The sequence below is a fragment of the Stutzerimonas stutzeri genome (assembly GCF_051028275.1).
Taxonomy (GTDB): Bacteria; Pseudomonadota; Gammaproteobacteria; order Pseudomonadales; family Pseudomonadaceae; genus Stutzerimonas; species Stutzerimonas stutzeri_AS.
Map to the genome: position 1 here is coordinate 1,824,070 of NZ_CP069269.1, position 26,190 is coordinate 1,850,259.

The following is a 26,190-nucleotide window of genomic DNA, read 5'->3' on the forward strand; positions in this document are numbered from 1 at the left end:
GCTTTCGAATTTTACTGCTTTGAGGAGTGGCCCGTGGAAATAGCCTGTCTCGACCTGGAGGGTGTATTGGTTCCGGAAATCTGGATCGCCTTCGCCGAGGCCACCGGAATCGAATCGCTCCGGGCGACCACGCGCGACATTCCTGACTACGACGTTCTGATGAAGCAGCGGCTGCGTATTCTTGATGAGCACAAGCTGAAGCTTTCTGACATTCAGAACGTTATCGCCACGCTGAAGCCGCTCGATGGCGCCACTGAATTCGTCGACTGGCTGCGTGAGCGTTTTCAGGTGGTCATTCTGTCCGACACATTCTATGAATTCTCCCAGCCGCTGATGCGTCAGCTGGGATTCCCGACGCTGCTGTGCCACCGTCTGATCACTGACGATTCGGACCGGGTTGTGGATTACCAGCTGCGCCAGAAAGATCCCAAGCGCCAGTCTGTTATCGCACTCAAGAGCCTCTATTACCGCATCATCGCGGCGGGCGACTCCTATAATGACACCACGATGCTCGCCGAAGCGCATGCCGGGATTCTGTTCCACGCGCCTGACAACGTGATACGCGAATTCCCGCAGTTTCCCGCGGTGCATACCTTCGAAGCGCTCAAGCAAGAATTTATCAAAGCATCCAACCGTAAGCTGTCTCTGTAAAAAACGTGGCTTCACGGTTTGCGCTTCTGGCCGTGGAGCCTCAACGCTGGAGAGTCGCCTCCAGCGTTGTCAGCAATAGGCTCACCTTGTCCAGCGTCTCCTGATACTCGGCCTCCCACGCGGAGTCGGCGACGATACCGCCGCCACCCCAGCAGTACACCTCTTCCTTTGTGAACAACAAGGTGCGGATCGCAATCGAACTGTCCATTTCGCCGCGCACATCGAGATAGAGCAGCGAGCCACAGTAGATGGAGCGCCGGGTAGGTTCCAATTCATCGATGATCTGCATCGAGCGGATCTTGGGTGCGCCGGTGATCGAGCCGCCTGGGAAACCGCCCGCTATCAGGTCAAGCGCATCCTTATCTGCTGCAAGCCGCCCAGAGACGCTGCTGACCAGATGATGGACATTGGGGTAGGTTTCCAGCGAGAACAACTCTGGCACCCGGACACTGCCGATTTCGCAGCTGCGACCAAGATCGTTCCGCAGCAGGTCAACGATCATCAGGTTCTCTGCGCGATCCTTCGTGCTGACCAGTAGCGCCTCGGCTTGTGCCTGGTCGGCCTGAGGATCAAGCTTTCGGGGGCGGGTTCCCTTTATGGGGCGGGTCTCGACCGTTCTGTCGACCACCCTCAGGAAGCGCTCGGGGGAGAGGCTGACGATGGCGCCGTCGTCTACTGCCATGAAGCCGGAGAAGGGTGTGGAGCATGCACTGCGCAGGAGGCGGAACGCCTGCCACGGGTCGCCATCGTACGTTGCCCGGAAACGCTGGGCGAAGTTCACCTGATAGCAGTCACCCGCCTGGATGTAGCGCTGGATACGCTCAATTGCGCTCCGGTAGTCGCTGGCTCTGAGGTCGGCCTTGAATGCTGAAGACAGGCTGAAAGCTGATTGCTCATGTCCCGGATCCGTTTCGAACAGGGTGGTTAGGCGGTCGCGCTCGTTCTCGCCTAGTGTTGGGTGGAAAACAAGGTGTGCAGTTTGGCGCTCATGATCATTTATCAGCGCCCAGTTGTAGAGACCGAGTCGAGCTAGGGGGAGCCCCAGATCATCAGCAGCAGCGTCTGGTAAACGTTCCAGGCGCGAGCCGAAGTCATAGCTCAGATAACCCAGTAGACCGCCTACGAAAGGAAGTTCGACGCTGTCTGGTGCTTCGGCGTGCCCCAGTGAACGGAGTGCCGCTCGAAGTCTTGTGAAGAAACCTGTGCCTGTCTCCGATGCAGCAGGTTCAAGCATTTGCGTCGGCCAAGCGCTGAGCAGATCGTAGCGTCCACGCTCGGCTATGGGGCGCCCTGAGTCGAGCAGAATCGCGCCGGGCGCGTGTCGAATGCGTTCAAACCACGCGGCAGGGTCGGGTCGATAAGGTAGGGCGTGAAGGGTGCAAAACGGCATGAGTGCTTCGGTATGGAGAGCGCCCGGCTATTGGCCGGGCTGAGGCTCAGTTGCGAGCCGGAATGTGGCCAAACAGCTCTTGTGCAAACCGAACGCGTTCTTCGGGTGTTTCCTGAATGTCCTTTTCCTTCAGCTCGGCGATGCGGTTCTCCACTGCATGGGCGCGATGGGTCAGTCCGCAATCGTTGGCGATCTGGATGTTCAGGCCGGGACGAGCGTTCAGCTCGAGAATCAGCGGCCCCTTGTCCTGGTCGAGTACCATGTCGACGCCGATGTAACCCAAGCCGCACAGCTCATAGCAACCGGCTGCCAGCTTCATGAAGCCGTCCCAGTTTGGCAGCTGCACGCCATCCACCGCATTAGTGGTGTCGGGGTGTTTGGTAATCTTGTTGTTCAGCCAGGTGCCGCGCAGCGTGATGCCGGTCGCGAGATCGACACCAACGCCGATGGCGCCCTGGTGCAGGTTCGCCTTGCCCCCGGACTGACGGGTTGGCAGTCGCAGCATGGCCATGACGGGGTAACCCATCAGCACGATGATGCGGATGTCCGGTACGCCTTCGTAGCTGATGCTTTTGAAGATGGGGTCGGGCGTAACCCGGTACTCGATCAAAGCCCGGTCGCGGTGGCCACCGAGCGAATAAAGGCCCGTAAGAATGTTCGAGATCTGATGTTCGATCTCTTCGTGCGCCATGATCTTGCCTGACACCGTGCGATAGCGGCCTTCGAAGCGATCGGCAATGACCAGGATACCGTCACCGCCCGCGCCCTGAGCCGGCTTGACCACGAAGTCCGGGTGGTCCTTGACGATATCCTTCAGCTTGTCGATGTCTTTCTCGGTTTCGATGATCCCGTACATTTCCGGTACGTGAATCCCTGCCTCGATCGCTCGCTCCTTGGTGATGATCTTGTCATCCACGATGGGGTAGAGGTGCCGCTTGTTGTACTTGAGCACATAGTCCGCGTTGCGGCGGTTGATACCCATGATGCCCTTGGCTTCAAGGGCCTTCCACGTCTTGATCAGACCGAACATGGCTCAATCCTTCAGAAAGGCTTTGAATCGGAACAGCTCGGTCAAGCGGTAGCCGCGGTAGCGACCCATCGCGAGCATGAAGCCAACCATGATCAGCAATACTGCCGGGAAGGTGAACATGAAGTACACCAGCTCCGGAATGCTCATCAACATATGCGCCAATGTTGCTGCGATCAATGTTCCGACAGCAACCTTGAAGGCATGACCGGCTCCGCGCTCTTCCCAAGTGATGGAGAGGCGTTCGATGGTCATGGTCAGGATCACCATTGGGAACAGTGCGACTGACAGGCCTCGCTCAAGGCCGAGCTTATGGCTAAACAGGCTAATCACCGCGATCAGTACCACCACGAAGGTCAGCACCACCGACAGGCGCGGCAGCATCTGCAGTTTCAGGTGTTCGAGATAGGAGCGCAGCGAGAGGCCTAGCGCAGTGATCACTGTGAACAGGATGATCCCAAAGCCGAGCTGGGTTTCACGGAACGCCAGAGCAATCAGAACCGGGGTAAAAGTACCGAGGGTCTGCAGGCCGCCCAGGTTACGCAGGATCAGGATTACCAGTACGCCGATCGGGATCATGATCATGATCTGGTAAGTCTGCTGGGTCTGCAGCGGCAAGCCGTACAGGGAATATTCAAGAAAATCGGCGTCGGTGGTTTCGTCTGTAAGTTTCGCTAGGCGGATAGCGTTCATCTCGCTGCTGTTCAGCGTGAACGTCACTTGAGGGTTACGGCCGCCTTCCAGGCTGATCAACGGCTCGTTGCCAGTCCACCAGACCAGGCGATCTGCGGGCAGGCCTTGCTCCCCTGTCTCGGGGTTGAAGTACAGCCATTTGTCCCCGTTGAAGCTGCGTAGCCACAGTTCGGGGGACTGCGCGACGTCCGCTGCGAGGCGGACGGTATGAACGCGCTCCATCGGTACGTGAGCAATTGACAGCAGTAGCTCTATGACGCGCGCCTTGTTGGCTGTCGATGGATCGCCGCCAAGCAGCAGTTTGACGTTGTCGTCATTGGCGTTGTTAACGCGCTTGATCGCTTCGCTGATAAAGGTTTCGACGTCCGCCGAGTGCTGCCGAATTGGAGACAGCAGCGCTTCGGCGGCGATTTTCTCAGCCCCTTCTACCGGGATGCTGTCGCGGAAGATCGGTCCGGTCGCTTTGGTCTGTTCGCCGCTGTAACGGCGTGTCAGCACCAGTCGATAGTAGAGCGTCTGGTTGCCGTTTACCCGGCGAGCCGACCACGTGACGCGACGGTTACCGTCGGTGCGGTTGATGCTTACGCCATAGTTATTTGAAATGAAGCTCTCATTGAGACTGACAAATTCCTGATTCAGCGGCGGCACGTACATCTGCAATTTGACCGGCTCACGTGCGTTGGCCTGGAATTCGACCTTGGCGTCGATGTTCCACAGGTCGTCTGTTTCATCTTCCGTAACCGGGATGCCGAGGATAAAGATCTGGTAGGCGGTAATTGCGATGCCCAGCGAGACGAGCACAAAAATCAGAACTTTCAAATGAAGGGTAAGCGCGCGCATAGGGTCACTCGTCAGCGTCGGATTCGGTGAGGCAGCCGGGCTTGCCAGCAGCGTAAGTTTGGCTTGGATCGACCAGGGCGCCGAAGCGAGTAAGCGCATCGGAACCAATCAGAAGTGGGTATTGGAATGCGCTTCGGTCTGTGAGGTTCACTTCGATGCTACGTTTGGCCTTGCCCATGCAAAGTTCCATTACAACGACGGGCCGCGGCGTATAGGTTTTCTCTTCTTCCGGATCGAAGTCGCCGGAGCGGCGTTTGATCTTGCTGATGCGCTTGAGCGGCAGTTCTATCGGTTTACTGTGCGCTTCGTCAATGGCGAGGTAGAAGCGCACCCAGCTCTTGCCGTTTCGCTTGAACCGCTCGATATCCCTGGCACTGAGCGATGCGGTCTGCGCGCCAGTGTCCAGCTTGGCTGGAACCTCCAATTCGAATTCAGGCAGTGCTATATGCTCATTGAGGCCGTAGATCGTTTTGTCTCCGGCGTGGGCAAGTGCTGCTGGAAGCAACCACATAAGAAGCAGATAGGGTTTGAAGCTCATAGATCCATGCGAATTCGAGTCGGAGGGAGCATGGGCGAACGGCGACCCATGGGCTGAATGATCGGCGAAGCGAGCTTCAGCCGTGAAATATAGCGCGGCATTCTAACACGGGCCCCGATTCGCGCGACTACGCTTACTACATAAGCGCTTGCCAGGCCTGCTAACGAACCGAGGGTGCCAGCGGCTCACTGACTGTCGACAATCTACTTTCGTACAAGTTGACCTTTCAGTGCATCAGGGCGTAGGGTTCGCGAAATTGCCTTTGGATTGTCAACAATCATGCTCGATGCTTTGCTCTCTTCGCCATCGGCCCCAACGGACACCGGCACGCTTTCTGAGCATGTATTTCGGTTGATTCAGGCTGCCATCATCAGGGGCGATATTGCGCCGGGCAGCAAAATCTCTGAGCCCGAGCTGGCGCGGACTTATGGCATCAGCCGCGGTCCGCTACGTGAAGCGATTCATCGGCTCGAGGGCCAGAAATTATTGGTCCGCGTCCCGCATGTCGGGGCCAGGGTGGTTTCCCTTAGTCATGCCGAGCTCATCGAGCTGTACGAGATTCGCGAGTCGCTCGAGGGAATGGCTTGCCGCCTGGCCGCCGAACGCATGAGCGAGACCGAGATCGGTGAATTGCGGCGAGTGCTGGATACCCACGAGCGCGACGAGGCCTTCCAGGCCGGTGTCGGTTATTACCAGCAGGAGGGCGACTTCGACTTCCACTATCGGATCATTCAGGGCAGCGGCAATCGCACCCTGAGTCAGATGTTGTGCGGCGAGCTGTATCAGCTTGTGCGCATGTACCGCATCCAGTTTTCGGCGACACCCAACCGACCGCGCCAGGCCTTTGCCGAACACCATCGCATTCTCGACGCAATCGCTGACCGTGACGGCGAACTCGCCGAGCTACTGATGCGTCGGCATATATGCGCCTCCAAGCGCAACATCGAGCGTCACTACCTGGCCGCTCAGGAACAGACACCACAAACACGAGGTGAGGCATGACACTTTCTACCCCTGGTCAGCGTTTCCGTGACGCGGTTGCCAACGAACACCCGTTGCAGGTGGTTGGCGCGATCAATGCCAATCATGCACTGCTAGCCAAGCGCGCCGGCTTCAAAGCCATCTATCTGTCCGGCGGCGGTGTGGCGGCCGGTTCGCTCGGTCTGCCTGATCTTGGCATCAGTGGTCTGGATGATGTGCTGACGGATGTGCGTCGTATCACCGACGTCTGCGATCTGCCATTGCTGGTGGATGTCGACACTGGCTTTGGCTCCTCTGCATTCAACGTGGCGCGGACGGTCAAGTCGATGATCAAGTTTGGCGCCGCGGCCATTCATATCGAGGATCAGGTAGGCGCCAAACGTTGCGGTCATCGCCCGAACAAGGAAATCGTATCCCAGCAGGAAATGGTTGACCGGATCAAGGCTGCGGTCGATGCCCGTACCGATGACAGCTTCGTGATCATGGCCCGCACCGACGCCCTCGCAGTGGAAGGGTTGGAGGCTGCTCTTGAGCGCGCCCAAGCGTGCATCGAAGCGGGCGCGGACATGGTATTCCCCGAGGCGATCACTGAGCTTGCGATGTACAAGCAGTTCGCCGACAAGGTCGGTGCGCCGATCCTTGCCAACATCACGGAGTTCGGTGCCACGCCGCTTTACACCACCGAAGAACTGGCCAGCGTCGACGTTTCGCTGGTGCTGTATCCACTGTCGGCGTTCCGAGCGATGAACAAGGCCGCGGAGAACGTTTACACCGCCATTCGCCGCGACGGCACCCAGAAGAATGTGGTCGACACCATGCAGACGCGAATGGAGCTGTACGAGCGCATCAACTACCACGCGTTCGAGCAAAGTCTTGACGCGTTGTTTGCACAGAAAAAAGGCTGAGATGAACAGGGTGCCCTCGCTGGGCCGCCCGACCTGATGAGCAACTTTGCAGTATCCAGAATAAATCCAATAAGGAGAAAGCAAATGGCTGAAGCGAAAGTATTGAGTGGCGCAGGCCTGCGCGGCCAAGTGGCTGGGCAGACAGCGCTGTGCACCGTCGGCAAGACCGGAGCTGGACTGACCTACCGGGGCTATGACGTCCGCGAACTGGCCGAGCACGCCGAATTCGAAGAGGTTGCTTATCTGCTGTTTTATGGTGAGCTTCCAACCGCACAACAGCTGGCCCAGTACAAGGCGCGCCTGAAAACGATGCGTGATCTGCCTCCTGCGCTGAAAGAAGTGCTGGAGCGCATCCCGGCCGATGCCCATCCCATGGATGTGATGCGTACCGGGGCGTCGATGCTTGGCACATTGGAGCCTGAGCATTCGTTCGACCAGCAGCGCGATGTCGCCGAGCGTCTGATGGCAGCGTTCCCTGCAATCATGTGCTACTGGTACCGCTTCACGCACGAGCAGAAGCGGATCGAGTGCAGCAGCGACGAGGACACGCTAGGCGGCCATTTCCTTGCCTTGCTGCATGGTAAGAAGCCGAGCGAGCTGCATGTCAAAGTCATGAACGTTTCGTTTATTCTCTATGCGGAACACGAGTTCAACGCTTCGACGTTCACCGCGCGCGTATGCGCCTCGACGCTATCGGACATGTATTCCTGTGTGACCGGAGCGATCGGTTCGCTACGCGGGCCGCTGCATGGCGGGGCCAACGAAGCCGCGATGGACATGATCCAGCAATGGGATTCGCCCGAGTCAGCGGTGCAGGGCATCCTCGGCATGCTGGAGCGTAAGGACAAGATCATGGGCTTTGGCCATGCGATCTACAAAGAGTCCGACCCGCGTAACGAAGTCATCAAGGTATGGGCGAAAAAGCTCGCCGACGAGGTCGGTGATACCGTTCTCTATCCTGTCTCGGTCGCGGTCGACGAAACCATGTGGGAACAAAAGAAGCTGTTTCCCAACGCTGATTTCTACCATGCATCCGCGTATCACTTCATGGGCATCCCAACCAAACTGTTCACGCCGATCTTTGTATGTTCGCGTGTGACCGGCTGGTCGTCTCACGTAATCGAGCAGCGCGCCAACAATCGCATCATTCGTCCGAGTGCCGACTACGTCGGGCCGGAGCAGCGCAAGGTCATCCCAATCGCCGAACGCTGATCGACAAAGGGGAGGCCGTGCGGCCTCCTGCTCTCGCATTTACATATCCACTGGTTGAGTCCTTCCGGCATGAATACTGAACACCGCAAACCCTTGCCTGGCACCCAGCTGGACTACTTCGACACTCGAGAAGCGGTCGAGGCAATCCAGCCGGGCGCTTACGACACGCTGCCCTACACCTCTCGCGTGCTGGCTGAGCAGCTTGTACGTCGCTGCGACCCAGCAATGCTGATCGACTCGTTAAAGCAGATCATCGAGCGCAAGCGTCACCTCGATTTTCCTTGGTATCCCGCACGTGTGGTCTGTCATGACATCCTTGGCCAGACGGCCCTGGTGGACCTCGCCGGTTTGCGCGACGCCATCGCCGAGCAGGGCGGTGACCCCTCGAAGGTAAACCCCGTTGTGCCAACGCAGCTGATCGTCGACCACTCGCTGGCGGTCGAATTCGCCGGGTTCGACCCGGACGCGTTCGAGAAAAACCGCGCCATTGAAGAGCGCCGCAATGAGGACCGCTTCCATTTCATCGAGTGGACCAAGACGGCGTTCAAGAACGTGGATGTCATCCCGGCCGGTAACGGGATCATGCACCAGATCAATCTGGAGAAGATGTCGCCGGTCATTCAGGCTCGTGACGGCATTGCGTTCCCGGATACCTGCGTTGGTACCGACAGCCACACGCCGCATGTCGATGCCCTTGGCGTCATTGCTATTGGTGTCGGCGGTCTTGAAGCCGAAACGGTGATGCTGGGCCGGGCTTCGATGATGCGACTCCCGGACATCGTCGGCGTCAAGCTGACGGGCAAGCGTCAGCCAGGCATTACCGCAACCGATATCGTCCTGGCATTGACTGAGTTTCTGCGCAAGGAGCGCGTCGTTGGTGCCTATGTAGAGTTCTTTGGCGAGGGCGCTGCGAGTCTGACCATTGGTGACCGCGCCACGATTTCCAACATGTGCCCCGAGTACGGCGCAACCGCCTCGATGTTTTACATCGACCAGCAAACCATCGATTACCTCAAGTTGACCGGCCGCGAACCAGAGCAGGTGCAGCTGGTCGAGCACTACGCCAAAACGACCGGGCTCTGGGCCGACGCGCTAGTCAACGCCGAGTACGAACGTGTGCTCGAGTTTGATCTTTCCGCCGTCGTGCGGACCATGGCCGGTCCGTCCAACCCGCACCGCCGGTTGCCGACCTCGGCCCTGCATGAGCGGGGTATCGCAGCTGATCTGGACAAGGCATTGGCTGAGGAAGCGCAGGGGCTTATGCCGGACGGGGCCGTCATCATCGCTGCGATTACCAGCTGTACCAATACGTCAAATCCTCGCAATGTGGTTGCAGCCGGTTTGTTGGCCAAGAAGGCTAACCAACTTGGGCTGGTTCGCAAGCCATGGGTCAAGACATCCTTTGCGCCAGGCTCCAAGGTTGCCAAACTCTACCTTGAAGACGCCGGCCTGCTGACGGAGCTGGAAAAACTTGGTTTCGGCATCGTCGCCTATGCCTGCACGACCTGTAACGGGATGTCCGGAGCCTTGGATCCTGCGATCCAGCAGGAAATCATCGAAAGGGACCTGTATGCGACCGCAGTGCTCTCGGGCAACCGTAACTTCGACGGCCGTATTCATCCGTACGCCAAGCAAGCGTTCCTCGCGTCGCCACCGTTGGTGGTCGCCTATGCCATCGCCGGAACCGTACGGTTTGATATCGAACAAGACATCCTGGGTCATGACTCGGCTGGCAATCCGGTAACCCTGAAAGACCTCTGGCCGAGCGACGAAGAAATCGACGCCATCGTTGCCGCCTCGGTAAAGCCCGAGCAGTTCAAGCAGATCTATATTCCGATGTTCGACCTGGGCGCAGTAGAGGAAGCGGAGAGCCCGCTGTATGACTGGCGGCCTACATCCACCTATATCCGTCGGCCACCGTACTGGGAAGGTGCGCTGGCAGGCGAGCGCTCGTTGAAGGGGATGCGTCCGTTGGCGGTGTTGCCCGACAACATCACAACGGATCATCTGTCGCCTTCCAATGCCATCCTGCCGGACAGCGCCGCCGGTGAGTACCTGGCCAAGATGGGATTGCCGGAAGAGGACTTCAATTCCTACGCAACGCACCGGGGTGACCACCTGACCGCGCAGCGTGCCACCTTCGCCAACCCGCAGTTGGTCAACGAGATGGCGGTTGTGGACGGCGAAGTGAAGAAGGGCTCGCTGACCCGAGTCGAGCCGGACGGCAAGGTCATGCGCATGTGGGAGGCAATCGAAACCTACATGCAGCGCAAGCAGCCGCTGATCATCATCGCGGGTGCCGACTACGGTCAGGGCTCGTCCCGTGACTGGGCGGCCAAGGGCGTTCGCCTGGCCGGCGTGGAGGTGATTGTGGCAGAGGGCTTCGAGCGCATCCATCGCACAAATCTGGTGGGTATGGGTGTGCTGCCTTTGGAGTTCGAGCCGGGCACGACACGCTTGTCACTGGCCATCGATGGTAGCGAAACCTACGACGTGGTCGGTGAAAGAAGGCCTCGCGCTACGCTGACGCTGGTGGTGACTCGGAAGAACGGCGAGCGGCTTGAAGTGCCCGTCATCTGCCGCCTCGATACCGCTGAGGAAGTGTCGATCTATGACGCTGGCGGCGTCTTGCAGCGTTTCGCAAAAGACTTTCTCAACCAGTCGGCCTAAGGCTGCTGGCGGGCGGGGCTGCGTTCGCGGTCCTCGCTCGCCTTCAGACAAAATACCTGCTGCGGCCAACCGCCGGGCATTCGAAAAGAGCGACCGTTCCTATGGCACATGCACCGCAAATCAAGATTCCGGCTACGTATATGCGCGGGGGTACGAGTAAAGGCGTTTTCTTTCGACTCCAGGATTTGCCGCCAGCGGCGCAGACCCCGGGCGAGGCGCGCGACAAGCTGTTCATGCGCGTTATCGGCAGTCCGGACCCTTACGGTAAGCATACAGACGGGATGGGTGGCGCGACCTCCAGCACAAGCAAGTGCGTGATCCTGTCCAAGAGTGATCGGCCCGAGCACGACGTTGAGTACCTGTACGGACAGGTTTCGATCGACAACGCATTTGTCGATTGGAGCGGCAACTGTGGAAACCTGTCCACCGCCGCTGGGGCTTTTGCCTTGCATGCGGGGCTGGTCGATCCGGCACGTGTTCCGCGCGACGGGATATGCAGCGTGCGGATCTGGCAGGCCAATATCGGCAAAACGATCATTGCGCACGTCCCCGTCAGCAATGGCGAAGTACAGGAAACGGGTGACTTCGAGCTCGATGGAGTGACCTTTCCTTCAGCCGAGATCGTGCTGGATTTTCTGGAACCCGCAGATGAAGGTGAGGGTGAGGGTGAGGGTGAGGGTGAGGGTGGGGGGGCGATGTTCCCCACCGGAAATCTGGTGGACGAGCTCGAGGTGCCGGGCGTCGGCACATTGAGGGCCACAATGATCAACGCAGGTATCCCGACGGTTTTCATCAATGCACAAGACATTGGCTTTACCGGAACGGAATTGCAGGATGCTATTAATGGCGATCTAAAAACGCTGGCGATGTTCGAGCTTATCCGGGCCCACGGCGCGCTGCATATGGGCCTTATCAAGGAAATCGGCGAGGCTGCCAAGCGGCAACACACCCCTAAGGTCGCGTTTGTAGCCAAACCTGCCGATTACACCTCTTCGAGCGGCAAGGTTGTTCGAGCTCAGGATGTCGACCTGTTGGTGCGTGCGCTCTCGATGGGCAAGTTACACCACGCGATGATGGGCACCGCTGCTGTCGCCATCGGAACGGCGGCATCCATTCCAGGCACTTTGGTTAACCTCGCAGCAGGAGGTGGAGATCGTTCTGAAGTCGTGTTTGGACATCCCTCCGGCACCCTGCGCGTAGGTGCCGAAGCGCGCAAAGTAGACGGCGAATGGACGGTGTTGAAAGCAAGCATGAGCCGGAGCGCGCGCATCCTGATGGAAGGTTGGGTACGCATACCTAGCGAGGGTGTCTGAGCAGGTTCATACATAGGATCGAGTCGCCGATGACAGTTGGGCGAAGCGAAAGGATCGAAAGGATCAGCAAAAATGTAATTGGCAAAACAGAAAAGTCCGCACTAAGCGGACTTTTCGTTGTCTAGCGAAGCGGCACTTATTTGAGACGGCGCTCGACGCCTTTCTCGACAAGGATCTTGGCGGATATTTCCTCAACGGAAAAGTGAGTCGAGTTGATGTAGTTGATGTTCTCGCGGCGAAAGAGATTCTCAACCTCGCGAACTTCAAACTCGCACTGTGCATAACTGGCGTAGCGACTGTTGGGTTTACGCTCGTTGCGAATAGCGGTCAGGCGATCCGGGTCGATGGTCAGCCCAAAAAGCTTGTCGCGGTGCGTCTTGAGCGCGGGCGGGAGTTGCAAGCGCTCCATGTCGTCTTCTGTCAGCGGGTAGTTGGCGGCTCGTATGCCGTACTGCATCGCCATGTAGAGACAGGTAGGCGTTTTGCCGCACCTGGAGACGCCGACCAAAATGAGATCCGCCTTGTCGTAGTAGTGCGTACGGGCGCCATCATCGTTGTCCAGAGCGAAATTGACAGCGTCGATTCGCTCCATGTAGTTGGTGTTATGGCTGATCGAATGGGATTTGCCGACCGAATAGGACGAGCGTGACATCAGTTCATGTTCAAGCGGAGCAAGGAAGGATGAAAAGATGTCGATCATGAACCCATTGGATTCCGCCAGAATGTCGCGGATTTCCTGGTTCACCAACGTATCGAATATGATCGGCCGCGCTCCGTCGCTTTCCGCCGCTTTATTGATTTGCTGTACCATCGCCCGCGCTTTTTCGGCTGTGTCGATATACGGTCGGGTGAGCTTGGTGAAGCTGATCGTTTCGAACTGTGCCAACAGGCTCTGGCCAAGTGTTTCGGCCGTGATTCCGGTACCGTCGGAGATGAAAAAGGCAGTTCGTTTCATTGCGCCTGGGACCTTAAGTCAAGAACTATTCTCAGCTATAGTAGGCCCCTTCGCCGAGCCTCGATTGGCTGGCATTGTTACTTATTTCGCAGGGCCAGGCCACCGTGCTTCGGATGGGCACGAACCGAGTTTCCAACACAACGTGGAGAGATCACCTTGGTAGAGTACGTAGTTTCCCTCGATAAGCTCGGCAATCACGATGTTGAGCGCGTAGGGGGCAAGAACGCCTCCCTCGGCGAGATGATCAGCAACCTCGCAGGTGCGGGTGTTTCGGTACCTGGTGGTTTCGCCACTACGGCGCAGGCCTATCGTGATTTCATGGAGCTCAGCGGTCTTAACGAGCAGATCCATGCACTTCTCGATTCGTTGGACGTCGACGACGTCAACGCCCTTGCCAAAGCCGGCTCGCAAATCCGTGGCTGGGTCATGGAAGCCGAATTCCCTCCCAAGCTAGATGCGGACATCCGTGCCGCCTTTGCCGAGATGTCAGCCGGCAACGACAACATGGCCGTAGCGGTTCGCTCATCGGCAACGGCTGAAGACCTGCCGGATGCCTCGTTTGCCGGCCAGCAGGAAACCTTCCTGAACATTCGCGGCGTCGACAACGTCATCCGCGCCGCCAAAGAGGTTTTCGCCTCTCTTTTCAACGACCGTGCCATTGCCTATCGTGTCCACCAGGGGTTCGATCACAAGCTGGTCGCTCTGTCCGCTGGCGTCCAGCGCATGGTTCGCTCCGAAACCGGAACGGCCGGCGTCATGTTTACCCTGGACACTGAGTCGGGCTTCCGCGACGTCGTGTTCATCACCGGTGCATACGGCCTCGGTGAAACCGTTGTACAGGGCGCAGTCAACCCTGACGAATTCTATGTTCACAAGCACACGCTTGAAGCCGGCCGTCCAGCGATCCTACGCCGTAACCTCGGCAGCAAGGCAATCAAAATGGTATATGGCGAAGAAGCCAGTGCCGGTAAGTCGGTCAAGACGGTTGACGTCGAGCAGGCTGACCGTATGCGTTTCTGCTTGAGCGATGAAGAAGTCGCCAATCTCGCCAAGCAAGCGATGATCATCGAAAAACACTACGGCCGCCCAATGGATATCGAGTGGGCCAAAGACGGTGACGACAACCAGCTGTACATCGTCCAGGCGCGTCCGGAAACGGTTAAGAGCCGCAGCAGCGCCAACGTCATGGAGCGTTATCTGCTGAAAGAGAAGGGCAAGGTACTCGTCGAGGGACGCGCCATCGGTCAACGCATCGGCGCGGGCCCTGTGAAAATCATCCACGACGTATCCGAGATGGACAAGGTTCAGCCCGGCGACGTGCTTGTGTCAGACATGACCGATCCGGATTGGGAACCTGTGATGAAACGCGCCAGCGCGATCGTCACCAACCGCGGCGGACGTACCTGCCACGCAGCCATCATTGCTCGAGAGCTGGGCATTCCGGCGGTTGTCGGCTGCGGTAACGCAACCGAACTGCTCGAGGATGGCCAGCGCGTCACAGTCACCTGCGCCGAAGGCGATACCGGGCTGATCTTCGAGGGCGAACTGGGCTTCGATGTCCGTCAGAACTCGATCGACGCGATGCCGGAGCTACCGTTCAAAATCATGATGAACGTCGGCAACCCCGATCGTGCGTTCGATTTCGCCCAATTACCGAACGAAGGCGTCGGCCTTGCCCGTCTCGAATTCATCATCAATCGCATGATCGGGGTTCACCCCAAGGCGCTGCTGAATTTCGACGGTCTACCGGCCGATATTAAAGGCAGCGTCGAGAAGCGTATTGCGGGCTACGGCGATCCGGTCGATTTCTATGTCGAAAAGCTGGTCGAAGGCGTGAGCACCCTGGCTGCTGCGTTTTGGCCGAAGAAAGTTATTGTGCGGCTGTCCGACTTCAAGTCCAACGAGTATGCCAACCTGATCGGCGGCAAGCTCTACGAGCCGGAAGAAGAAAACCCGATGCTCGGCTTCCGCGGTGCTTCCCGCTATATCAGCGAATCTTTCCGCGACTGTTTCGAACTCGAGTGCCGCGCAATGCGCAAGGTTCGCGAGGAAATGGGGCTGACCAACGTGGAACTGATGGTTCCGTTCGTTCGTACGTTGGGTGAGGCATCGCAGGTAATCGACATTCTGGGCCAGTTCGGCCTGAAACGCGGCGAGAACGGCCTGCGCATCATCATGATGTGCGAGCTGCCTTCTAACGCACTGCTGGCTGATGAGTTCCTGGAATTCTTCGACGGTTTCTCAATCGGTTCCAACGACATGACCCAGCTTGCGCTTGGCCTGGACCGCGACTCCGGCATCATTGCGCACCTGTTCGATGAGCGGAATCCTGCAGTGAAGAAGCTGCTGGCCAATGCGATCGAAGCCTGCAACAAGGCGGGTAAATACATCGGCATTTGCGGCCAGGGACCGTCAGACCATCCGGACCTGGCCAAATGGCTGATGGAACAGGGCATCGAGAGCGTTTCGCTGAACCCGGACTCCGTACTGGATACCTGGTTCTTCTTGGCTGACGCTGAGATGGAATGAGTTAGATGGTGAAGAGCAAGGGGCGGATATCCGCCCCTTTTGCTGTCTGCGAGCCGGAGCGGGTGTTCGTTCGACCTTTCAAGGCGGGGCGTCGATGTAGAGGCAAAAGCTAGCTTGCAGACAGATTCAATGCAGTTATTGGTAAGGAGGTTTCCATGCAATACGTCACTCCCGATCTATGCGACGCCTATCCTGATCTCGTTCAAGTCGTCGAGCCTATTTTCAGCAACTTTGGCGGCCGTGATTCGTTCGGTGGCCAGATTGTCACTATCAAATGTTTTGAAGACAATTCGCTGGTCAAAGAGCAGGTGGACACAGAGGGCACAGGCAAAGTACTCGTTGTCGATGGCGGTGGCTCTCTGCGCCGAGCGCTGTTGGGTGATATGTTGGCAGAGAAGGCCGCTCGAAACGGATGGGAAGGCTTGGTGATATATGGCTGCATCCGAGACGTAGACGTGATCGCGCAAACCGAACTGGGTGTGCAGGCGCTCGCGACTCATCCTATGAAAACCGACAAGCGCGGTATCGGTGACCTGAACGTGCCGGTGACCTTTTGCGGCGTCACGTTCCGGCCGGGCGAATACATCTATGCGGACAATAACGGCATCATTGTTTCGCCTGAGCTATTGAAAATGCCGGATTAAGCCCCACATTTTGCCGTTCCGAGCCCGGCCTTGCCGGGTTTTTTAATTTGAGCGAGACAGATGTTCCCAGAGCCGACCTCACAATCAGGGCTGTTGCACGCTTTAGTGCTCGATGGGCAAGGAGGCGCACGCTCGATCTCCTACAGCGATATCGCGTCGGTCGAGTTAACTGATGCAGAAAGCCTCTGGCTGCACTGGGATCGAGGGCAGTCGAGTTCGAAAGACTGGCTGCGCAAACAGAGCGGGCTCAACGCTTTTGCCTGCGATGTTCTGCTCGAGGAGAACACGCGGCCACGGATGTTGGCGTTGGCAAACGACGAGCTGTTGTTGTTCCTTCGAGGGGTTAATCTAAACCCTGACGCCGAGCCGGAAGACATGGTCTCCTTGCGCGTCTTCGCCGATTCACGCCGAGTCATTTCCCTGCGCCTGCGTCCGTTGCGCTCCACTGAAACGGTCATTCAACAGCTTGAAGCAGGTGTCGGGCCGAAGACCTCTTCAGAGGTGCTCCTGGCGCTTGCTGATGCGCTTACCAATCGAGTCGATGATCTTGTCGAGATGCTTACGGAGAAGCTCGACGAAGAAGAAGATCGCGTCGAGGTTGATGATCGTTACTCGCCAGCGCAGGACAGGATGCTCTCGATGCGCCGTCAAGCGGCTAGCCTGCGCCGGTTTTTGCTACCGCAGCGGGAGATCTACAGCCAGCTGACGCGCAACCGTTTGCCATGGTTCGTCGAGGACGATACGGATTACTGGAACGAGCTGAGCAACCGGTTGATTCGTTATCTCGAGGAGTTGGAGCTCGTTCGGGAACGGGTCAACCTCGTTCTTGAGGCCGAAGAGAGGCGTATGCGCGAGCGAATGAACAGGACCATGTACCTGCTCGGAATCATCACAGGCTTTTTCCTCCCGATGAGCTTTGTCACCGGTTTGCTGGGTATCAATGTTGGCGGGATCCCTGGTTCCGAACACCCCTATGGGTTTTACCTGGCATGCGCTGCTATAGCAGGAGTTGCTGGCGGTCAGTGGTTGATCTTCCGTCGCCTCAAATGGATCTGAAATGTGACTTAGGCGTACCAGTGGGCCGTCTAGGTGACACTGCTTAACGAGGTTCAAAATGCGCGATCCCTTTGAAGAGTCGCTGCGCGACATGCTCAATGCGCAATCCCCCCATGACGACAATGCATGTCTCGACCGTGTGTTGAAGACTGCCAACCGACAAGTTGGGGCTGGAGACCTGTTCGGTCTGATGGGGAATTGGCTGCAGACCGTTCTGATCGCCGCCAGCGGCCGCCCGAGCCAAGCTAAAGCGACTACGCGGCGTCAATCCAATCAAGCCACCCCTCACCATAAGGCCAATTGATCATGGAATTCGATCCTTGGAGCCAGAGCCTGCTGGGCGCTATGAACGCCTTGTGGGCCCCGATTGCGGCATTCATTCCTCGCCTGTTTGGCGCACTGCTCGTTGTGGCGATTGGTTTCGTTGTTGCCAAGCTGCTCGATACGTTGCTGTCGAAGTTGCTCGCGAAGGTTGGGCTCGACCGTCTGGTTGCAGGAACCGGGGTAAATAAGCTGCTCGCCAGAGCAGGAATACGGGTTCCCGCTTCAGCCCTGATCGGCAAGATCGTCTATTGGTTCGTGTTATTGGTATTCCTCGTCTCGGCAGCTGAATCCCTCGGGCTTGCTCGGGTATCAGCGGTGCTCGACATGTTGGCGCTGTACGTGCCGAAGGTTTTCGGTGCTGCGCTGATCCTGCTCGCCGGGGTGCTACTTGCCCAGGTGGTTAACGGACTAGTGCGTGGGGCTGCCGAAGGGGTCGGCCTGGAGTATGCCAGTGGGCTCGGTCGCATCGCTCAAGGGCTGGTGATTATCATCAGCATATCGGTGGCGATTGGTCAGCTCGAAGTCAAGACCGAGCTGCTCAACTATGTAATTGCCATCGCCCTGATCTCGGTAGGCCTGGCCGTTGCGTTGGCGTTTGGTCTGGGAAGCCGTGAACTTGTAAGCCAAATCCTGGCAGGCATATATGCTCGCGAGCTTTATGAGGTCGGTCAGCGCGTCCGGATAGAGAGCCTCGATCTCGAAGGCGAAATCGAAGAAATCGGAACGGCTAAGACGTTGATCCTGACAGACGAAGGTGAATTGGTCTCGGTTGCAAATAGAGTGCTGCTTGAGCAGCGTGTAGCCAGCCGTTAGGCCCGGCATTCTGTTAAAGTGCGCCGCCCCTTTTGCGGGTAATGCGAAGGGCTGCCACGACTACTGCCGGTTCGAAGCGTCTTGACTAAACACCATCCGCCGACGATGAACTATGACCCCCGCCAGCTCTCCGATGAGGAGCTGGTGCAGCGTGCTCATGTCGAACTTTTCCATATAACGCGTGCTTATGAAGAGTTGATGCGCCGATATCAGCGGACGCTGTTTAACGTATGTGCACGTTACTTGGGGAATGATCGGGACGCCGATGATGTCTGTCAGGAAGTGATGCTCAAGGTTTTATACGGGTTAAAAAACTTCGAGGGGAAATCAAAGTTCAAGACATGGCTATATAGCATTACTTATAATGAGTGTATTACCCAATATCGGAAAGAGCGACGCAAGCGCCGCTTGCTTGATGCACTGAGCCTTGACCCGATCGAGGAAGCCTCGGATGAAAAATCGCCGAGTGTCGAGGAGCGGCCTGAACTAGACAAATGGCTAGTTCACGTAAACCAGATTGACCGGGAGATCCTTGTTCTGCGCTTCGTAGCAGAGCTGGAGTTTCAGGAGATCGCGGATATCATGCATATGGGACTAAGCGCAACGAAGATGCGCTACAAGCGAGCGCTGGATAAACTACGAGAAAAATTCTCGGGACTTGCTGAAACTTAATCGCGTAAAGCTGTCTTACTGTTAGCGAACAGCTTGGGCCTACAGACAGCCGGTTTCCTTAGATTGTTCTGATACTCACCACCAGATGGGGATTTACGGATGAAACTTAAAAATACCTTGGGCGTTGTAATCAGCTCATTGGTTGCTGCCACTTCTCTTAACGCACTCGCACAAGGCCAGGGCGCTGTAGAGGTTGAGGCTTTCGGCAAGCATTATTTTTCTGACAGCTCGCGTGACTTTGAAGACGAAGGTGAGCTCTATGGCGCTGGCGTAAGCTACTTCCTCACCGATGATGTTTCCCTGGGCCTGTCCTACGGTGAATACCATGACGTCACTTCGGACGAGCCGGTAGCTGGCGGCGGACATAAAAACATCAAAGGCAGCCTGACCTCGCTCGATGCGGCTTACCACTTCGGTCAGCCTGGTGTCGGCCTGCGTCCTTATGTATCCGCTGGCGTGGCTCATCAGAGCATTGGTCAAGCTGCACGTAGCGGTCGTGATCACAGTACGTTTGCCAATATCGGCGCGGGCGTGAAGTATTACTTCACCGAGAATTTCTTTGCTAAAGCTAGCGTCGACGGCATGCACAACATCGACGCTGGTGATAGCGAATGGATGGCTGGCGTTGGTGTAGGTCTGAATTTCGGTGGCGGCGGACAGCAGCAGCAAGTTGCCCAGGTCGAGCCGACTCCCGCTCCGGCCCCAGCACCAATGGTCGATAACGAGCCGGAGCCAGAACCGGAAATCGTCCGTGTCGAACTGGACGTCAAGTTTGACTTCGACGAGGCCCGTGTTCGCGAGGAAAGCTACGACGACATCAAGAACCTGGCTGATTTCATGCAGCAGTATCCTCAGACCAATACGACCGTCGCCGGTCACACTGACTCCATCGGTACTGACCAATACAATCAGCGTCTGTCCGAACGTCGTGCTCAGGCCGTACGTGAAGTATTGGTTAATCAGTACGGTGTCGGTGGCGAGCGTGTCGACTCGGTCGGTTACGGCGAATCCCGTCCGGTTGCTGACAACAGCACCGAAGAAGGCCGTCAGATCAACCGTCGTGTAGAAGCGGAAGTCGAAGCGCAGGTTCGTTAATCGGGTCTTGTTTCGCTAGCTCCAGGCAACGCTAAATAGTCGGTTTTTATCGAGCTTGCCCCAATCCGATGCCAGTAATGGCATCGGATTTTTTTTGCCTTCGAAATAGTCAATGGTGGTCGTGCTGTCGTCTGTGGGCGGCTTTAGTATGCGAACCACATCATCTACGATGACATAGCAGATCTCACACCATCCGGTTACCGCTGGGTACCGAGCTTTCCTCTCGGGCAAGGTAAGTTGATCGTCTAGCTAGAAAATGCCTGACTCGCGTGCCGGGCATAACCTGGAAGAGGCGTCGACGTCGTAGCGTGACATTGGCCCCAGGCCATGCCGGAGGTCCGGCGATGCACTTCTATGTAACCGGCCAGGATCTGGCGCGGCGTATTCTGGCGTGACCTCGTTCCGGCTCGCTGCGCTGTTGACTAAACAGTGTCCGCAGCTGTCGCGCTAGTTCAACGGCTGGTGGATTGATCGATCATGCGTCGCTCGCATGGGTGGCTTGCGATATGGCGTATCGGGATCTATCGAGATGTGGGCGGGGTTAATGGATGGATTCGCCTGGCAGCCAGGATTGATGAGATTGCTGCACGGACAGTGCACAAAAAAAAGCTGCTCCTTTAGAGGGAGCAGCTTTCTGTCGATGCCGTAGCACCTTTTCACCACTGGCGCCCGAATGGTGGTCCGGGCGCTACACAGCTCTTAGTGGAACTGGTTCATGGTGTTGTCTTTACCGCTAGCCTTCAGAGCGGCTTCGCCAGCGAAGTACTCCTTGTGGTTGTCGCCTATGTCAGAACCGGCCATGTTCTGGTGTTTGACGCAGGCGATGCCCTGACGCAGTTCTTCACGCTGAACGCCTTTGACGTAAGCCAGCATGCCCAGGTCAGCGAAGTATCCTTTTGCCAGGTTGTCGGTCGACAGGGCTGCGGTGTGGTAAGTCGGCAGGGTGATCAGGTGGTGGAAGATACCGGCATGAGCGGAGCCATCCTTCTGGAAGGTGCGGATCTTCTCGTCGGCAATCTGGGCCAGTTCGGTTTCGTCGTATTCGACGCTCATCAGCTTGGCGCGATCGTAGGCGGATACGTCCTTGCCTTCGGCAACCATGGTATCGAATACCTGCTGGCGGAAGTTCAGCGTCCAGTTGAAAGACGGGCTGTTGTTGTAAACCAGCTTCGCGTTCGGAATGACTTCGCGGATGCGGTCAACCATGCCCTTGATCTGGCCTACGTGCGGCTTCTCGGTTTCGATCCACAGCATGTCTGCGCCATTTTGCAGCGACGTGATGCAGTCGAGGACACAACGGTCTTCACCGGTACCTTTGCGGAACTGGAAGAGGTTGCTTGGAAGGCGCTTCGGACGCAGTAGCTTGCCTTCGCGCTTGATGACGACGTCGCCGTTACCAAGATCGGCCTCGGAGATTTCGTCACAGTCCAGGAACGAGTTGTACAGATCACCCAGGTCGCCCGGCTCTTTGGTTACGGCGATTTGCTTGGTCAGGCCAGCACCCAGGGAGTCGGTACGCGCTACGATGACGCCGTTGTCGATGCCCAGTTCGAGGAACGCGTAACGAACGGCGGCAATTTTGGCGAGAAAGTCAGCGTGAGGAACGGTAACTTTACCGTCCTGGTGGCCACACTGCTTCTCGTCGGAAACCTGATTTTCGATCTGGATGCAGCATGCACCCGCTTCGATCATGCGCTTGGCCAGCAGGTAAGTCGCTTCCGGGTTACCGAAACCGGCGTCGATGTCGGCAATGATCGGGACGATATGGGTCTCGTAGTTGTCGATCTGATTCTGGATGTCTGCAGCTTTGGCGCTGTCACCAGCAGCACGAGCGGCATCCAACGCGGTAAACAGAAGGTCCAGCTCGCGGCTGTCAGCCTGCCGCAGGAACGTGTACAGCTCTTCGATCAGGTCCGAGACTGCTGTTTTTTCGTGCATGGACTGGTCCGGCAGCGGGCCGAACTCGGAGCGCAGGGCAGCAACCATCCAACCCGACAGGTAGAGGTAGCGCTTGTTAGTGGTCTTCAGATGCTTCTTGATGGAGATCAGCTTCTGCTGGCCGATGAACCCATGCCAGCAGCCTAGCGACTGTGTGTAGGCGGACGTATCGGCATCGTACTCAGCCATGTCCTTACGCATGATGTCGGCGGTGTATTGGGCGATTTCCAGACCGGTTTTGAAGCGGTTCTGAGCGCGCATACGTGCCACGGACTCAGGGTTGATCGCACTCCAGCTGCTTCCAGCTGCTTCTTTCAGAGCGGCAACGGCTTTGATGTCGTTTTGATAAGCGGACATGGTCAATCCTTTAAAGATATTCGTGTTTGGTTGAGCACCGACTTTTCCCACCGAAACCTGCGTGCTTACACTGATGATGCGCGCTACACGTGGCAGAACGTCGAGATATCGACCGAGACGAGGATTGAACCAAGGAGAGGAGGGTGTGCAGTTACGATCGCAAGAGCAATCGGTTGGCTGTGGAATGATCGTGGCATTCCCCACACAGCGGCACTGGGCCGTTATGTGATCAGCAGAACTGACGTCTCGAGCTGATGCGTTAATCGCTTCCCCGTCCCTCAGGACGACTCGTTCCAGTCGCAACCTCGTCAGTCCGCCTTGTGGGCAGTACAGTCACGGAACGCCTCTGCTGGTTGGCTGAGTGCGATCCGGAGACCTTTTTAGGGCCTCTGGTTAGCGGGAGCGGGGCCATCATGCTCCGGCTAAAATGGTTCGTCAAATGTTTTGTAGTGAAATTTTGAGAGCACTACATTTTTTAACGGAGCGTGATTTTTGCTCTGAACCTTCTCAGTTAAGCGTGTCTACTTTTAGTCGTAGTGAAAGGTCCTGACGGCCTTGGGTGGAATATCTGCGCAGCATGCCGCTCTCGGTAGAGCTTGCAGATTCGTCGACTCCGCCGAGCTCGATCCATTCACCAAGCCGGCCGCTGACTCGCGTATCGGTTTGCTGAACGTTGATTGCACCGGGCTGAGAGCTGCTCATACGGTCGTTATGGCTGCTGATCGTAACTTGCACCTGGTCGCCCTGAATCGTTGCGGTGGCGTAGAAGCCGCGAGTGATATCTCGGTAATGAGTTTGCTGGTAGAGCTGCCCATAGCCATCCCCTTGTGTAGTGGTGATTGGGACGCTCTGGCCTATCTGGATGAGTGCCGGATAGCCCTCGGTGGCCTGGACTTGCTGCACGCCTCCGCCTTGGCTGTTGGTGCTGTGACGAATGACACGCGCCTGGTCCCTACCGCCTATGTCGCCGCGGCCGGTCTGCAATTCGACATCACCGATGCGCGTTGAGCTGTCGACCCGATAGCCGCTTTCACTGCCGGCAGCCGAGTTTTGCGTATCTACACTGATGAGCAGTCTACGGGGTTCGGTATCAAGCTTGGACAAGACATCTCTGAGCTCGCTGATCACCGCCGATGGCGCGTTGACAATCAGCTGATTGCCATACGCATTCACCTTGCCTTGATCACCTATCACTGACTGGGCAATCGGTAGTACGTCCTCCGCCATTCGGAAGTTCAGCGGGATCACCTCTGTTGCGGCATAAAGCACAGAGCTGACCAATAGCAGGCAGGCAGCGATGAAGTGGCGAGTCATAGCAGAAAACTCCGCATGTCAGGGTCGGTAAGGCTCCGGTCCCAGGCGGCATCAAATAGCCGTAGCTGCTGGCGGGCGCGGACGGGATCTCGGTACAGCGCATGGCCGGAGTATTGTTCGGCGTTCGGGCGTATCAGCATGCCGCACTCATCAGCTACGAGAAAGGTGGAGGCGTTGACTGGGTAATCCGGATGGACCTTACGGACGAAGAAATTGCTGGTCAACCTGCGGCTCAGGGTGACCAGGCGGTGACCTTCCTTGACTGCGCGAGTCGAATCGCTGACCAGGATACGTAAGCGATTACGTGGATGGGACAGGAGAAACCGCGAGCAAGCTTTTTGGATGCTGCTGTGGTTGTACAGCCAAGGTTCCAGGTCGGGCGTATAGATGGTCAGGCTGCGCCTGACCTGCTGGATCAAAGCAAGCGCGTGCTGGCGAGCTTCACCCATGTCATTGAAAGCCTGGGCTTCGGTGCTAACCCCTAGCAAGAAAGGTGCAGCGCTCCTTTCTTCTGGAAGGGCCGACTGCAACTCAGGGTTATCAATCTTGAAGCGACCCGGTGACTGGAATTCGATCAGCGAAAGTTCTTCTTCGTTGAGCGCGTGATCCGGGTCGTCGTGCGCCATGCTGTTATCGGCTCTTTCGTAGCATATCGACGTGGGGAAGGCCGGCCTCAAGGAACTCTTCGCTGACGACTTCAAAGCCGAGACGCTCATAGAACGATGTGGCGTGCACCTGTGCAGTCAGGCGTTGTTCGACGAGGCCACGGCGCTCGGCTTCTTCGATGACTGCACGCATCAATACGCCTCCAACATTCATCCCACGCCAGTCGCGCAAAACTGAAACACGGCCGATGTGTCCGTCATGAAGCAGTCGAGCGGTACCGATTGGATAGCCGCTCTCCGAAGCAAGGAAATGAACTGCTTCCACGTCGTCCGTGTCCCACTCCAGCTCCGGAGGTACCGATTGCTCAGCGATGAACACCGCCTCCCGGATTCTTCGGAGGTCGGCATTGTCCTGCTGCCAGTCGGCGATGCGAACTTCGATGTCACTCATCAGCGAACTCCAGACTTCCTTGTTTAACCAGCTGCAGCACCAGATTACGCCCATCCTCGTCGTTCAGCCAGTTGGCGAGGTTGTCTGCATGCAAGGCATCGGCTGAGCAGACCAACTTCAACAGGTCCTTCAGATGGGCTGGAAGCAATCGGCTCTGGCCGCTGGCAAACAACAGCAAGCCGATGTCCACCTCGCTCCAGGCCAGGCGTGCGCTCAGGTTTCGTACGAGTATGGCGCCATCCTGCAGGGCTTGAAGCATGTCATGGTCTTCGATCTCCGGTCCCTGCACTCGCTCGGGGTAGCGAGGCTCTGTCATGAATTGACCGAACCAAGTGAGCAGCAGACGCTCGTCGCCCATATGTTCGGCCAGCATCTTGCGCAGACGATCCAGCGCATCGCTTTGGATCTGGTGAGGATCTTCGATCGGAGCCATGTCAGCATCACTGTAACGCTCTTCGTCAGGTAAAAACTGCGCGAGGAAATCAGTGAAATGTGTCAGTACTTCTGCTGCGCTGGGCGCTCTGAAGCCAAGCGAGTAAGTCATACAGGCATCTTCAGCCGTGCCGTAGTGCGCGAGCTTAGGTGGCAAATAGAGCATGTCGCCTGGCTCGAGGACCCATTCGTCGGTGCCTTGAAAGTCTGCAAGTATTCGCAGGTCGGCATGCTGGAGCGTTGGGCTCTCGCTGTCGCACACTTGTCCTACGCGCCAGCGCCGCTGGCCGTGTGCCTGCAGCAGGAAAACGTCGTAGTTGTCGAAATGCGGGCCGACCCCGCCGCCCGGCGCCGCGAAGCTGACCATTACATCGTCGATGCGCCAGTTCGGCAGGAACCGAAAATGCTCAATGAGCTCAGCCACTTCCGGGACCAGCTGATCGACTGCCTGTACCAGCAGTGTCCAGTCCCGTTCTGGCAGGTTCTGGTAGGTATCTTCGCTGAAAGGGCCGCGGCGCAGCTCCCATGGCGTGTCGCCATGCTCGACGACCAGGCGCGACTCTACCTCATCTTCTAAGGACAAGCCGGCCAGCTCATCTGGAGAAACCGGGCTTTCGAAGTTCGGGATCGCCTGACGAATCAAAAGCGGCTTTTTTTGCCAGTAGTCGCGGAGGAATTCGCGTGCGCTGATGCCGCCTAGAATCTGCAAAGGGGTGTCGGAAGTCATGCCAGTTACCTTGCTCTGTTAAAGAGCTGCAAATAAAAACGCCCGGCACAGCCGGGCG

23 protein-coding genes are annotated in these 26,190 nt (G+C 57.3%); 13 read left to right on the plus strand and 10 right to left on the minus strand.

What is annotated here, in order from left to right; all coding sequences use genetic code 11:
- Window positions 1-33 precede the first annotated feature (33 nt).
- The gene (thrH, locus tag JQR87_RS08460) at window positions 34-651 is read left to right on the plus strand and encodes a bifunctional phosphoserine phosphatase/homoserine phosphotransferase ThrH (RefSeq protein WP_407290959.1); all 618 of its coding nucleotides are present in this window, start codon (window positions 34-36) and stop codon (window positions 649-651) included.
- Between the two features lie 40 nt (window positions 652-691).
- On the opposite strand, the gene pabB is transcribed toward thrH, so the two are convergent.
- The 4 genes from pabB to JQR87_RS08480 are packed head-to-tail and all read right to left on the minus strand — an operon-like array spanning window position 692 to window position 5,139.
- Window positions 692-2,041: an aminodeoxychorismate synthase component I gene (gene pabB, locus JQR87_RS08465; protein WP_407290957.1), complete on the minus strand. Its 1,350-nt coding sequence runs from the start codon at window positions 2,039-2,041 to the stop codon at window positions 692-694.
- A 46-nt stretch (window positions 2,042-2,087) separates the two neighbouring features.
- Complete coding sequence (locus JQR87_RS08470; protein WP_407290956.1) at window positions 2,088-3,071, minus strand: alpha-L-glutamate ligase-like protein; 984 nt, start codon at window positions 3,069-3,071, stop codon at window positions 2,088-2,090.
- A gap of 3 nt (window positions 3,072-3,074) precedes the next feature.
- Entirely contained in the window at window positions 3,075-4,601 is a 1,527-nt protein-coding gene (locus JQR87_RS08475; RefSeq protein WP_407290954.1) for an inactive transglutaminase family protein, read from the minus strand.
- Window positions 4,602-4,605: 4 nt separating this feature from the next.
- On the minus strand, window positions 4,606-5,139 hold the full coding sequence (locus JQR87_RS08480; protein ID WP_407290952.1) for an ATP-dependent zinc protease family protein: 534 nt from the start codon (window positions 5,137-5,139) through the stop codon (window positions 4,606-4,608).
- A gap of 279 nt (window positions 5,140-5,418) precedes the next feature.
- Here JQR87_RS08480 and JQR87_RS08485 point away from each other — a divergent pair, with 279 nt between their 5' ends.
- From JQR87_RS08485 to prpF, 5 genes are all read left to right on the plus strand, one after another.
- Window positions 5,419-6,141 carry a GntR family transcriptional regulator gene (locus JQR87_RS08485; RefSeq protein ID WP_407290950.1) on the plus strand — a complete coding sequence of 241 codons (723 nt, stop codon included), beginning with the start codon at window positions 5,419-5,421 and terminating at the stop codon, window positions 6,139-6,141.
- Window positions 6,138-7,025, plus strand: coding sequence for a methylisocitrate lyase (prpB, locus tag JQR87_RS08490; protein ID WP_407290948.1), 888 nt, complete (start codon window positions 6,138-6,140; stop codon window positions 7,023-7,025). The genes JQR87_RS08485 and prpB overlap by 4 nt, the downstream gene beginning before the upstream one ends.
- Window positions 7,026-7,109: 84 nt before the next feature.
- A complete protein-coding gene (gene prpC, locus JQR87_RS08495; RefSeq protein WP_407290946.1) occupies window positions 7,110-8,237 on the plus strand; it encodes a bifunctional 2-methylcitrate synthase/citrate synthase in 1,128 nt (375 codons plus the stop codon).
- A 69-nt stretch (window positions 8,238-8,306) separates the two neighbouring features.
- Window positions 8,307-10,907, plus strand: a complete 2,601-nt coding sequence (gene acnD, locus JQR87_RS08500) for a Fe/S-dependent 2-methylisocitrate dehydratase AcnD (RefSeq protein WP_407290944.1) — start codon at window positions 8,307-8,309, stop codon at window positions 10,905-10,907.
- Between the two features lie 101 nt (window positions 10,908-11,008).
- Window positions 11,009-12,220 (plus strand): 2-methylaconitate cis-trans isomerase PrpF, encoded by a 1,212-nt coding sequence (gene prpF, locus JQR87_RS08505; protein ID WP_407290942.1) that lies wholly within the window; start codon window positions 11,009-11,011, stop codon window positions 12,218-12,220.
- Window positions 12,221-12,356: 136 nt separating this feature from the next.
- Here the strand turns inward: prpF and ppsR are convergent, their stop codons facing one another.
- Window positions 12,357-13,175, minus strand: a complete 819-nt coding sequence (gene ppsR, locus JQR87_RS08510) for a posphoenolpyruvate synthetase regulatory kinase/phosphorylase PpsR (RefSeq protein ID WP_407290940.1) — start codon at window positions 13,173-13,175, stop codon at window positions 12,357-12,359.
- Window positions 13,176-13,331: 156 nt separating this feature from the next.
- Here ppsR and ppsA point away from each other — a divergent pair, with 156 nt between their 5' ends.
- The 7 genes from ppsA to JQR87_RS08545 all read left to right on the plus strand — a co-directional run bounded on the left by ppsA (window position 13,332) and on the right by JQR87_RS08545 (window position 20,308).
- Window positions 13,332-15,704, plus strand: a complete 2,373-nt coding sequence (gene ppsA / locus JQR87_RS08515) for a phosphoenolpyruvate synthase (RefSeq protein WP_407290938.1) — start codon at window positions 13,332-13,334, stop codon at window positions 15,702-15,704.
- Window positions 15,705-15,859: 155 nt separating this feature from the next.
- A complete protein-coding gene (rraA, locus tag JQR87_RS08520; RefSeq protein ID WP_407290936.1) occupies window positions 15,860-16,348 on the plus strand; it encodes a ribonuclease E activity regulator RraA in 489 nt (162 codons plus the stop codon).
- Window positions 16,349-16,408: 60 nt separating this feature from the next.
- The gene (locus JQR87_RS08525; RefSeq protein WP_407290933.1) at window positions 16,409-17,404 is read left to right on the plus strand and encodes a zinc transporter ZntB; all 996 of its coding nucleotides are present in this window, start codon (window positions 16,409-16,411) and stop codon (window positions 17,402-17,404) included.
- A 58-nt stretch (window positions 17,405-17,462) separates the two neighbouring features.
- On the plus strand, window positions 17,463-17,708 hold the full coding sequence (locus tag JQR87_RS08530) for a CrfX protein (RefSeq protein WP_407290931.1): 246 nt from the start codon (window positions 17,463-17,465) through the stop codon (window positions 17,706-17,708).
- Window positions 17,709-17,710: 2 nt separating this feature from the next.
- Entirely contained in the window at window positions 17,711-18,541 is an 831-nt protein-coding gene (locus JQR87_RS08535) for a mechanosensitive ion channel family protein (protein WP_407290930.1), read from the plus strand.
- A gap of 105 nt (window positions 18,542-18,646) precedes the next feature.
- The gene (gene sigX / locus JQR87_RS08540) at window positions 18,647-19,213 is read left to right on the plus strand and encodes an RNA polymerase sigma factor SigX (RefSeq protein WP_407297773.1); all 567 of its coding nucleotides are present in this window, start codon (window positions 18,647-18,649) and stop codon (window positions 19,211-19,213) included.
- 99 nt (window positions 19,214-19,312) lie between these two features.
- Window positions 19,313-20,308 (plus strand): OmpA family protein, encoded by a 996-nt coding sequence (locus JQR87_RS08545; protein ID WP_407290928.1) that lies wholly within the window; start codon window positions 19,313-19,315, stop codon window positions 20,306-20,308.
- A gap of 699 nt (window positions 20,309-21,007) precedes the next feature.
- On the opposite strand, the gene JQR87_RS08550 is transcribed toward JQR87_RS08545, so the two are convergent.
- The 5 genes from JQR87_RS08550 to JQR87_RS08570 all read right to left on the minus strand — a co-directional run bounded on the left by JQR87_RS08550 (window position 21,008) and on the right by JQR87_RS08570 (window position 26,132).
- Window positions 21,008-22,603, minus strand: coding sequence for an isocitrate lyase (locus JQR87_RS08550; RefSeq protein ID WP_407290926.1), 1,596 nt, complete (start codon window positions 22,601-22,603; stop codon window positions 21,008-21,010).
- A gap of 507 nt (window positions 22,604-23,110) precedes the next feature.
- A complete protein-coding gene (locus JQR87_RS08555) occupies window positions 23,111-23,917 on the minus strand; it encodes a secretin N-terminal domain-containing protein (RefSeq protein ID WP_407290924.1) in 807 nt (268 codons plus the stop codon).
- On the minus strand, window positions 23,914-24,543 hold the full coding sequence (locus tag JQR87_RS08560; protein ID WP_407290922.1) for a histone acetyltransferase HPA2: 630 nt from the start codon (window positions 24,541-24,543) through the stop codon (window positions 23,914-23,916). The genes JQR87_RS08555 and JQR87_RS08560 overlap by 4 nt, the downstream gene beginning before the upstream one ends.
- A 4-nt stretch (window positions 24,544-24,547) precedes the next feature.
- Window positions 24,548-24,973, minus strand: a complete 426-nt coding sequence (locus JQR87_RS08565) for a GNAT family N-acetyltransferase (protein ID WP_407290920.1) — start codon at window positions 24,971-24,973, stop codon at window positions 24,548-24,550.
- Complete coding sequence (locus tag JQR87_RS08570; RefSeq protein WP_407290918.1) at window positions 24,966-26,132, minus strand: JmjC domain-containing protein; 1,167 nt, start codon at window positions 26,130-26,132, stop codon at window positions 24,966-24,968. Before JQR87_RS08570 ends, JQR87_RS08565 begins: the two co-directional genes overlap by 8 nt.
- Window positions 26,133-26,190: the final 58 nt, after the last annotated feature.

Bases quoted from the DNA above. Each gene is read 5' to 3' on its own strand.
- JQR87_RS08485 (WP_407290950.1), top strand. From the start codon at position 5,419: ATGCTCGATGCTTTGCTCTCTTCGCCATCGGCCCCAACGGACACCGGC.
- JQR87_RS08570 (WP_407290918.1), bottom strand. From the start codon at position 26,132: ATGACTTCCGACACCCCTTTGCAGATTCTAGGCGGCATCAGCGCACGC.
- JQR87_RS08480 (WP_407290952.1), bottom strand. From the start codon at position 5,139: ATGAGCTTCAAACCCTATCTGCTTCTTATGTGGTTGCTTCCAGCAGCA.
- JQR87_RS08530 (WP_407290931.1), top strand. From the start codon at position 17,463: ATGCGCGATCCCTTTGAAGAGTCGCTGCGCGACATGCTCAATGCGCAA.
- sigX (WP_407297773.1), top strand. From the start codon at position 18,647: ATGAACTATGACCCCCGCCAGCTCTCCGATGAGGAGCTGGTGCAGCGT.
- JQR87_RS08470 (WP_407290956.1), bottom strand. From the start codon at position 3,071: ATGTTCGGTCTGATCAAGACGTGGAAGGCCCTTGAAGCCAAGGGCATC.
- prpB (WP_407290948.1), top strand. From the start codon at position 6,138: ATGACACTTTCTACCCCTGGTCAGCGTTTCCGTGACGCGGTTGCCAAC.
- JQR87_RS08555 (WP_407290924.1), bottom strand. From the start codon at position 23,917: ATGACTCGCCACTTCATCGCTGCCTGCCTGCTATTGGTCAGCTCTGTG.
- JQR87_RS08475 (WP_407290954.1), bottom strand. From the start codon at position 4,601: ATGCGCGCGCTTACCCTTCATTTGAAAGTTCTGATTTTTGTGCTCGTC.
- JQR87_RS08560 (WP_407290922.1), bottom strand. From the start codon at position 24,543: ATGGCGCACGACGACCCGGATCACGCGCTCAACGAAGAAGAACTTTCG.
- JQR87_RS08545 (WP_407290928.1), top strand. From the start codon at position 19,313: ATGAAACTTAAAAATACCTTGGGCGTTGTAATCAGCTCATTGGTTGCT.
- JQR87_RS08550 (WP_407290926.1), bottom strand. From the start codon at position 22,603: ATGTCCGCTTATCAAAACGACATCAAAGCCGTTGCCGCTCTGAAAGAA.
- acnD (WP_407290944.1), top strand. From the start codon at position 8,307: ATGAATACTGAACACCGCAAACCCTTGCCTGGCACCCAGCTGGACTAC.
- JQR87_RS08525 (WP_407290933.1), top strand. From the start codon at position 16,409: ATGTTCCCAGAGCCGACCTCACAATCAGGGCTGTTGCACGCTTTAGTG.
- JQR87_RS08535 (WP_407290930.1), top strand. From the start codon at position 17,711: ATGGAATTCGATCCTTGGAGCCAGAGCCTGCTGGGCGCTATGAACGCC.
- prpC (WP_407290946.1), top strand. From the start codon at position 7,110: ATGGCTGAAGCGAAAGTATTGAGTGGCGCAGGCCTGCGCGGCCAAGTG.
- ppsR (WP_407290940.1), bottom strand. From the start codon at position 13,175: ATGAAACGAACTGCCTTTTTCATCTCCGACGGTACCGGAATCACGGCC.
- pabB (WP_407290957.1), bottom strand. From the start codon at position 2,041: ATGCCGTTTTGCACCCTTCACGCCCTACCTTATCGACCCGACCCTGCC.
- rraA (WP_407290936.1), top strand. From the start codon at position 15,860: ATGCAATACGTCACTCCCGATCTATGCGACGCCTATCCTGATCTCGTT.
- prpF (WP_407290942.1), top strand. From the start codon at position 11,009: ATGGCACATGCACCGCAAATCAAGATTCCGGCTACGTATATGCGCGGG.
- JQR87_RS08565 (WP_407290920.1), bottom strand. From the start codon at position 24,973: ATGAGTGACATCGAAGTTCGCATCGCCGACTGGCAGCAGGACAATGCC.